This window comes from Streptomyces sp. NPDC033165, assembly GCF_055577965.1.
This window is the reverse complement of the sequence record NZ_JBVIPK010000014.1, coordinates 180,480-187,079: the sequence shown is the minus strand read 5'-3', so window position 1 is coordinate 187,079 and position 6,600 is coordinate 180,480. Positions and strand designations below refer to the sequence as shown.

6 protein-coding genes and 1 rRNA gene are annotated in these 6,600 nt (G+C 68.2%); all 7 read left to right on the top strand.

Annotated features, from left to right (window positions below):
- Positions 1-73 (top strand): 5S ribosomal RNA (rrf, locus tag ACZ5WC_RS27740); the annotation flags it as partial.
- A 151-nt stretch (positions 74-224) separates the two neighbouring features.
- Positions 225-833, top strand: coding sequence for a CDP-alcohol phosphatidyltransferase family protein (locus ACZ5WC_RS27735; RefSeq protein ID WP_468543353.1), 609 nt, complete (start codon positions 225-227; stop codon positions 831-833).
- A 112-nt stretch (positions 834-945) separates the two neighbouring features.
- Entirely contained in the window at positions 946-3,441 is a 2,496-nt protein-coding gene (locus ACZ5WC_RS27730; RefSeq protein WP_468543352.1) for a sugar phosphate nucleotidyltransferase, read from the top strand.
- A 101-nt stretch (positions 3,442-3,542) separates the two neighbouring features.
- Positions 3,543-4,457 carry a DUF881 domain-containing protein gene (locus tag ACZ5WC_RS27725; protein ID WP_468543351.1) on the top strand — a complete coding sequence of 305 codons (915 nt, stop codon included), beginning with the start codon at positions 3,543-3,545 and terminating at the stop codon, positions 4,455-4,457.
- Complete coding sequence (locus ACZ5WC_RS27720; RefSeq protein ID WP_003970459.1) at positions 4,454-4,786, top strand: small basic family protein; 333 nt, start codon at positions 4,454-4,456, stop codon at positions 4,784-4,786. The genes ACZ5WC_RS27725 and ACZ5WC_RS27720 overlap by 4 nt, the downstream gene beginning before the upstream one ends.
- 5 nt (positions 4,787-4,791) lie before the next feature.
- On the top strand, positions 4,792-5,604 hold the full coding sequence (locus tag ACZ5WC_RS27715) for a DUF881 domain-containing protein (RefSeq protein ID WP_468543350.1): 813 nt from the start codon (positions 4,792-4,794) through the stop codon (positions 5,602-5,604).
- 190 nt (positions 5,605-5,794) lie between these two features.
- Positions 5,795-6,574: an FHA domain-containing protein gene (locus tag ACZ5WC_RS27710; protein ID WP_468543349.1), complete on the top strand. Its 780-nt coding sequence runs from the start codon at positions 5,795-5,797 to the stop codon at positions 6,572-6,574.
- Positions 6,575-6,600 lie beyond the last annotated feature (26 nt).

Genomic DNA, 6,600 nt, shown 5'->3' with positions numbered 1-6,600 from the left:
CCCGGAAGCTAAGCCTTTCAGCGCCGATGGTACTGCAGGGGGGACCCTGTGGGAGAGTAGGACGCCGCCGAACAATTTTTCCGGGAAAGCCCCGTACCGCAAGGTACGGGGCTTTTCTGCGTTCAGCAGCAAGAGCTGAGCGCCGACCCCTGTGCATCCGTCGGCAGAAGCTGCGGGTAAGGTCAGGGGGCATCATTGGCACGTTCTTCACAGGAGGCCCCCGGGTGGAGGTCCAGGAGACTCGGGTCCAGACGGACCGGGTCCTCACCATCCCCAACATCCTCAGCATGGCTCGCCTTGTCGGGGTGCCGCTCTTCCTGTGGCTGATTCTCCGCCCCGTGTTCGGCGGTCCCAACAGCGACGGCTGGGCGCTGTTGGTGCTGATGCTCAGCGGCATCAGCGACTACCTCGACGGGAAGCTCGCCCGACGGTGGAACCAGATCAGCAGTCTCGGCCGGCTCCTGGACCCGGCTGCCGACCGCCTCTACATCCTCTCCACCCTGTTCGGTCTCACCTGGCGGGAGATCCTGCCGCTCTGGCTCACAGCGGCCCTGCTCGCCCGGGAACTGATGCTGCTCGTGATGGTGGCCATCCTGCGCCGCCACGGCTATCCGCCGCCGCAGGTCAACTTCCTCGGGAAAGCTGCAACTTTCAACCTGATGTACGCGTTCCCCTTGTTGCTGCTCAGCGACGGGAGTGGTTGGCTGGCAACACTGGCTGCCGTTTTCGGATGGGCGTTCGCAGGATGGGGTACAACGCTCTATTGGTGGGCAGGGATCCTCTACGTGGTTCAGGTCCGCCGACTCGTCAAGGCGGATGCAGTAGCCGATTGAGCTCGTTGATGCGGTGCCGCGCAGTGTGGCCGGTCCGCGGCAGTTGTCTTGAATGATGCCCCGACGGGCGAAGTCGGCTAACCGTCGTCTCTTCTAGGAGGACGTTTCCGACATGAAGGCCGTCGTGATGGCTGGCGGCGAGGGCACACGCCTTCGTCCCATGACCTCAAGCATGCCCAAGCCGCTTCTGCCCGTGGCCAACCGGCCGATCATGGAGCATGTGCTGCGGCTGCTGAAGCGGCATGGGCTCAGCGAAACGGTGGTGACCGTCCAGTTTCTCGCCTCCCTCGTCAAGAACTATTTCGGGGACGGCGAGGAGCTCGGGATGGAGCTCACCTATGCCAACGAGGAGAAGCCACTCGGCACCGCGGGCAGCGTGAAGAACGCCGAGGCGGCGTTGAAGGACGACACTTTCCTCGTCATTTCCGGTGACGCGCTCACCGACTTCGACCTCACCGACCTCATCGCCTTCCACAAGGAAAAGGGCGGACTCGTCACGGTCTGCCTGACCAGGGTTCCCAACCCGCTGGAATTCGGGATCACCATCGTGGACGAGGAAGGGCAGGTCGAGCGGTTCCTGGAGAAGCCGACCTGGGGTCAGGTCTTCTCGGACACCGTGAACACGGGCATCTACGTCATGGAGCCCGAGGTCTTCGACTACGTCCAGGCCGATACCTCCGTCGACTGGTCGGGTGATGTCTTCCCGCAGTTGATGAAGGAAGGCAAGCCCATCTACGGCTATATCGCCGAGGGCTACTGGGAAGACGTCGGTACGCACGAGAGCTATGTGAAGGCCCAGGCCGATGTCCTGGAGCGCAAGGTCGACGTGGAGCTCGACGGCTTCGAGATCTCGCCCGGAGTGTGGGTGGCCGAAGGCGCGGAGGTCCACCCCGACGCCGTGCTGCGCGGGCCGCTGTACATCGGCGACTACGCCAAGGTCGAGGCGGACGCAGAGATCCGCGAACACACGGTGGTGGGGTCGAACGTCGTCGTCAAGACGGGTGCCTTCCTCCACAAGGCCGTGGTCCACGACAACGTCTACATCGGACAGCACAGCAACCTCCGCGGCTGCGTGGTCGGCAAGAACACCGACATCATGCGTGCGGCCCGGATCGAGGACGGCGCTGTCATCGGTGACGAATGCCTGGTCGGCGAGGAGTCGATCATCCAGGGCAATGTACGGGTGTATCCGTTCAAGACCATCGAGGCCGGTGCGTTCGTCAATACCTCGGTGATCTGGGAATCCCGGGGACAGGCACATCTCTTCGGCGCCCGCGGGGTCTCCGGCATTCTGAACGTCGAGATCACGCCGGAGCTGGCCGTACGGCTGGCGGGCGCCTATGCCACGACCCTCAAGAAGGGGTCCACGGTCACGACCGCCCGTGACCACTCCCGAGGCGCGCGGGCACTCAAGCGGGCCGTCATCTCGGCCCTCCAGGCCAGCGCCATCGACGTACGGGACCTGGAGAACGTCCCCCTGCCCGTGGCCCGGCAGCAGACGGCGCGCGGCAGCGCGGGCGGCATCATGATCCGTACGTCGCCGGGTGTGCCGGACTCCGTCGACATCATGTTCATCGACGAGCGCGGCGCGGACCTCTCGCAGGCCCAGCAGCGCAAGCTCGACCGGGTCTACGCGCGCCAGGAGTACCGCAGGGCCTTCCCCGGTGAGATCGGGGACCTGTACTTCCCGTCCAGCGTCTTCGACTCGTACACCGGTTCGCTGCTGCGCAACGTCGACATCACGGGCATCGCCGACTCCGGGCTGAAGGTCGTCGTCGACGCGTCCAACGGCAGCGCCGGACTCGTTCTGCCCAGCCTGCTCGGGCGGCTCGGGGTGGACGCGCTGACGATCAACCCCGGGCTCGACGAGTCGCGGCCCACTGAGTCCGCCGACACCCGGCGCGCGGGGCTCGTCCGGCTCGGGGAGATCGTGTCCTCGGCCCGGGCGGCCTTCGGGGTGCGGTTCGACCCGGTGGGGGAGCGGCTCTCCCTCGTCGACGAACTGGGCCGGATCATCGAGGACGACCGGGCCCTGCTGGTCCTCCTCGATCTCGTCGCCGCCGAGCGGCGCAGCGGCCGGGTCGCCCTGCCCGTGACGACCACGCGCGTCGCCGAGCAGGTGGCGGCCTACCACGGTACGCAGGTGGAATGGACGACCACCTCGCCCGACGACCTGACCAGGGTCGGCCGTGAGGAAGCCACCATCTTCGGGGGAGACGGGCGCGGCGGGTTCATCGTTCCCGAATTCAGCAGCGTCTTCGACGGGACGGCGGCCTTCGTCCGGCTCATCGGGCTCGTGGCGCGCACCCAGCTCACCCTGAGCCAGATCGACGCGCGCATCCCCCGCGCCCATGTCCTGCGCCGCGATCTGGCGACGCCCTGGGCCGTCAAGGGGCTCGTCATGCGGCGGGTCGTCGAAGCGGCCGGTGACCGCAGTGTGGACACCACGGACGGGGTGCGTGTGGTCGAGGCGGACGGGCGGTGGATCATGGTCCTGCCCGACCGAGCCGAGGCCGTGACGCATCTGTGGGCGGAAGGCCCGGACGATGCTTCGGCCCAGGCGCTGCTCGACGAGTGGTCCGCGGTCGTGGACAGCGCGGGCAGCTAGTTGCTGTGACCCGGTGTGCCGGAACGCCCCGGGAAGGGGCTTCCGGCACACCCGGTGGGGCCATTCGGCGGCAGCCGTGGTGACGTGCGACGATGTGCGGCATGTCGCAGCAGTCCCCCGATCGGAGCACCGCCTCGCCGCCCGCACGCCCCGACGCCTCCATGTCGCTGCTGAACAACGTGATGGACCACAGCCTCGACGAGGGCTACGCGGAGGCCGCGGCGCGCCGAAAGGCCGACGGGAGCGAGGGCCTGCCCCGTACGCTCAGGTCGAAGCTCTGGCTGGGGGCGGGACTGGTGGTGGCCGCCCTCGTGGTCACCCTCGGCGCGGCCGAGGCACGGATCGCGGCCCCGGTCGTCGCGAAAGAGCGCGAGGAACTGATCGACCGCATCAACGCGGAGACCAGAGCGGCGGACACGCTGGAGTCGGATGTCGACAAGCTCCGCGCCGACGTGAGCGAACGCCAGCGCAAGGCCCTTGAGCGCCATGGGGGAGCCCAGGGGGAGCTGGTGTCCCTGCTGGCCGGGGCGACCCCGGTCGAGGGCCCGGGGGTGAAGCTCGTCGTGGACGACGCCAAGAACACCGACCAGGGCGGCGGCGGGCCGCGGGAGTCCAGCGGCTTCACCGACACCGGACGGGTGCGCGACCGGGACATGCAGCGTGTGGTCAACGGGCTGTGGGAGTCCGGCGCCGAGGCCATCGCCATCAATGGGCAAAGGCTCACCGCGCTGTCCGCCATCCGGGCCGCCGGCGACGCCATACTGGTCCACAACAGGCCGCTTGTACCGCCGTACACGGTGCTCGTGGTGGGGGACGGGAAGAAGCTCGCGGCCGCGTTCCGGGACAGCGCCGACGGCCAGTATCTGAACGCGCTGAAGGAGAGCTTCGACATTCGCACGAGCATGTCCGACCAGGCGAAGGTGCGGCTTCCGGCCGCGCCGAGCCTGATCGTCCGTACAGCAGAGCCGAAGGCCGCCGACAGTGGTGCGGCAGACACAGGGAAGGGCACATCGTGATCGCCGTACTGGGCCTCGTCGTGGGAGTCGTGGTCGGACTGTTGGTCCGGCCCGAGGTACCGGCGGTGGTCGAGCCCTACCTGCCGATCGCGGTGGTCGCCGCGCTTGACGCCGTCTTCGGCGGTCTGCGGGCGATGCTCGACGGCATCTTCGTCGACAAGGTCTTCGTCGTCTCCTTCCTCTCCAACGTCGTGGTGGCCGCGCTGATCGTCTTCCTCGGCGACAAACTGGGGGTCGGCGCTCAGCTCTCCACGGGTGTGGTGGTCGTGCTCGGCATCCGGATCTTCTCCAACGCCGCGGCGATCCGCCGCCACGTCTTCCGGGCTTGAGGCCGATGAACAACGACGAGAACACCCGCGGCCCCCAGCCCGAGGACGGCGCGCCCGCCACCCCGCAAGCTCCCGTGCCCCCGCCCGCAGTGGAGGAGGTCTCCGGGCGGCAGAGACTGCTGGCGGGCCTGTGGCCGCCCCGGCTCAGCCGGGCCCAACTCATCGTCGCCCTGCTGCTGTTCGGGCTCGGTCTGGGGCTGGCCATTCAGGTGCGGTCCGCCGGCGACGACAGTGCGCTGCGCGGTGCCCGACAGGAGGACCTGGTCCGCATCCTCGACGAGGTCGACGACCGGACGCAGCGCCTGGAGGACGAGAAGCAGCGCCTGGACGACCAGCGCACCGAGCTGGAGAACAGCTCCGACCAGGCCGAGGAGGCCCGGAAGCAGACGCGGGAGAAGGAGCGTCAGCTCGGCATCCTCGCGGGCACCGTGGCGGCACAGGGGCCCGGCATCACCCTGACGGTCAGTGACCCGGCCCGGGCGGTCGCGCCCGACATGCTGCTCGACGCGCTTCAGGAGCTGCGGGCGGCGGGCGCCGAGGCCATCGAGGTCAACGGGGTGCGGGTGGTGGCCAACACCTACTTCGCCGGAGAGGGCGGGGACGTCCAGGTGGACGGCGAGAAGATCGAGGCGCCGTACGAGTTCACGGTCATCGGCCAGCCCCAGGACCTGGAGCCCGCGCTCAACATCCCCGGCGGTGTGGTCCAGACGCTGGAGAAGGAGCAGGCCACGGTGGTCGTGGAGCGGTCCGACGACATCGTGGTCGACGCCTTGCGACCGTCGCAGCGGCCTGACTACGCTCGGTCGTCATCCCCGTGAGTGCGGTGAGCGTACGAGCCGGTGGACCGGGTCGGGAGCTTGCGGGGGGTCGCCGCACCGGATTGGTGGTGCGTGGTGGAAACTGTCGAGTGGATACGGACGTTGTGAAGATGTCCGGGTCGGCAGGTGTATTCATTCAGGGTTCGTCCTGCCCCACGGGCGGGTCTATGTCGGTCAAGGGGAATCGCCCGTGAAGTTGTTTGCGAAGTTGTTCGGGAAGAGTGCACGCGAGGACAGCAACAGTGCTGCCCGCCACCGTGCTCCGCGCCACGGTCAGGCCGAGGAGCCGGAGGCGGAGCGTCCGCTCTTCCGTGACGAGGTGTCCGGTACCCCGGGCGGACCCGGCGTGTCGTCCGTTGACCCTGCCGGTGCCGGGGCAATAGGTTTCGGCGAACCATCAGCCTCAAGTGCGGGTGGAGGGTTCACCCCGGAGGGCTCGTCGATGCCGGTCTGCACGAGGTGCGGTCACCGCAACGCGGAGGCCAGCAGGTTCTGCTCCAACTGCGGTACGCCGCTGCGGGGCGGCGTACCCGAGCGCGCCTCGGAGACGACGTCGACGATCTCGATCTCGGGACTTGAGGCGTACGAGGCGGAGGCGACGGGGCAGACGGCTCTGCCCTCGCTCTCCCCGGAGGCTCAGGCGGCCGTCGACGCGCTGCCGGGCGGTTCGGCCCTATTGGTCGTGCGGCGCGGCCCGAACTCCGGAAGCCGATTCCTGCTCGACAGTGATCTGACGACGGCCGGCCGTCACCCGCAGAGCGACATCTTTCTTGATGACGTGACCGTGTCGCGCCGTCATGTGGAGTTCCGCAGGAGTCCGGACGGTAGCTTCACCGTGGGCGATGTCGGCAGCCTCAACGGCACCTACGTCAACCGTGAGCGCATCGATTCGGTCCAGCTGTCCAACGGCGACGAAGTCCAGATCGGAAAGTACCGCCTGGTCTTCTATGCGAGCCCGCGGGGCGTGTGACCAGCCCCCGGACTCCTTGTCCGGGG

Coding starts and splice junctions, on each gene's coding strand:
- ACZ5WC_RS27730 (WP_468543352.1), top strand. CDS start 946: ATGAAGGCCGTCGTGATGGCTGGCGGCGAGGGCACACGCCTTCGTCCC.
- ACZ5WC_RS27725 (WP_468543351.1), top strand. CDS start 3,543: ATGTCGCAGCAGTCCCCCGATCGGAGCACCGCCTCGCCGCCCGCACGC.
- ACZ5WC_RS27715 (WP_468543350.1), top strand. CDS start 4,792: ATGAACAACGACGAGAACACCCGCGGCCCCCAGCCCGAGGACGGCGCG.